Consider the following 1,912-nt stretch of genomic DNA (forward strand, 5'->3'; position numbering starts at 1 on the left):
ACAATCCCCATAACACTGAAACCCGCCCGCGCTTTCCTCCTTGTCAGGTTTATCGCCGCTGAATGGCGCGCATCCAGCAGCCACAAACCTTAGACAGAGCGGACAGTTCCGACTTGACGCTCAAAGGTCTGCTTGTCGCATGGTGCCCGCGTTCGTCGTCTCACTGGAAATGGCGCCATTCGGTACGACATGGCACGCGAAAACAAACAGACAATATATGAAGTGCAAGAGGTGCGGTCCGCTGCCAAAAAACGCTGTCTAGCTAAAAAAACTGGCGACGGAGCGCGAAACGAATGTATGGCGGGCGAGATTTTCCTTAAACTGACTAAATAGCATTTTAGGTGAAGGCGATGGCAGCTTGGACAACCTGATCACGGGAAGAGGACAATATGGCGCCCCCAACACTCGACAACAGGGAAATGGCCGCGGCGCTGTCTGATCTGACGGCTTGGTTAATCCAGCAGGGTCTTGAGAACACGCCTGTCGAGACTTGGCTGGGGGCGTGCTGCAACCGGCTAGTCACGGCCGGAATACCCTTGCAACGCGTCAGCATCTCCTTGCGCGCACATCATCCTGAGATTGGCACGATGGCGTTTCGCTGGACCCGCGATGGCGGGAACGAACGAGAGAATTTTGAGCGTACAACAGAAGCACCGGAGGAGTATCTGCAAAGTCCAATCTACTACCTTTTGAGCAACAACACCGAGGAGATCAGGCAAAAGTTGACCGTACCCGACCCTGCATTGAATTTCCCTATCTTCAATTTGTTTCGTGAGCGTGGTGCGACAGATTATTTTGCCACAAAGAGAATGTTTCTTCGCAAGGACAACGCGGCCCCAGTGGACCCGATGCAAACCGAAGAGGGCGTAGTCGTTTCCCTGACCACAGATGCGCCAGATGGCTTTACCGACGACCATCTCGATGGTTTTCGTCAACTGTTGCCGCCTCTTTGTGTGACAATGAAATGCGCGGCAAACCGTTTGATGGCTGAGGACATCACTGCCGCATACATGGGCCGTGATGCAAGTAAGAGGGTCCTCTCCGGCGATATCAGCCGCGGGTCCACTCAAACGATCCCGGCGGTAATTTGGTATTTCGACTTGAAGGGTTTTACCAAAATGTCGGAAACCTTGCCCGGTCCCGCGATCATCGAAATGCTCAATGACTATTTCGCCGAGGCTGTAGATGTCGTCGAACGCCACGGCGGGAACGTACTGAAATTCATGGGTGACGGGCTGCTGGCAATTTTCGACATGGATCAGATTCCTGATGCGCGGCGCGTTGCAATCGAGGCTGCTTTGGAACTGCGCGATGGGTTCATTACCCTGAACGACCGGCGGAAAGCGGACGGTTTGACAGTCACGGATTTTACTCTGGCGCTACATGCTGGTGACGTCCTTTATGGAAATATCGGTGGCAAGAACCGACTTGATTTCACTGTGATCGGTCCAGCGGTCAACACAACCTCACGCATTCTGGGCATGTGCAGTGCCGTCGATCAGGCCATCGTAATTTCCGCCAAGGTTGCAGCTCCATTGCTTGAGAGCATTCCCGATCTGGTTTCACTCGGCCAGTATCGCCTTCGCGGTGTTCGCGAACGTCAGGAGCTCTTTACACTGGATTAGGGATGGCCACGACCTTTGCAGGTTGAAGGTTTGAGCTGACCGCCCAAAGATTCCAAAGTTCACGCCTGCGATGCACACTGCTGCGCTCGTCGTGATGTCGAGAAGGGCTCTCAGCCGGCATTCGATGCGTTTGGCTTGAACGGCGGGTTTAGGGAAATCGTGGAAACTTTGCAAAGGTCGCTATCTGCGCTGTGCACTAAATCGCTCCGCGATAGTGGCTCTGGGTGGCGGCGTTGCGCTGAAGCGGGTTTTGCTTCGCGATTTTCGAGGTCGGGTGTGTGCTGTTG

The 1,912-nt window shown here is 54.2% G+C and carries 1 protein-coding gene; it reads left to right on the forward strand.

The features are described from left to right. Window positions 1-389 precede the first annotated feature (389 nt). Window positions 390-1,625: an adenylate/guanylate cyclase domain-containing protein gene (locus V8324_RS21635; protein ID WP_336421958.1), complete on the forward strand. Its 1,236-nt coding sequence runs from the start codon at window positions 390-392 to the stop codon at window positions 1,623-1,625. Window positions 1,626-1,912 lie beyond the last annotated feature (287 nt).

The sequence above is a fragment of the Roseovarius sp. D22-M7 genome (assembly GCF_037083785.1).
GTDB lineage: Bacteria > Pseudomonadota > Alphaproteobacteria > Rhodobacterales > Rhodobacteraceae > Roseovarius.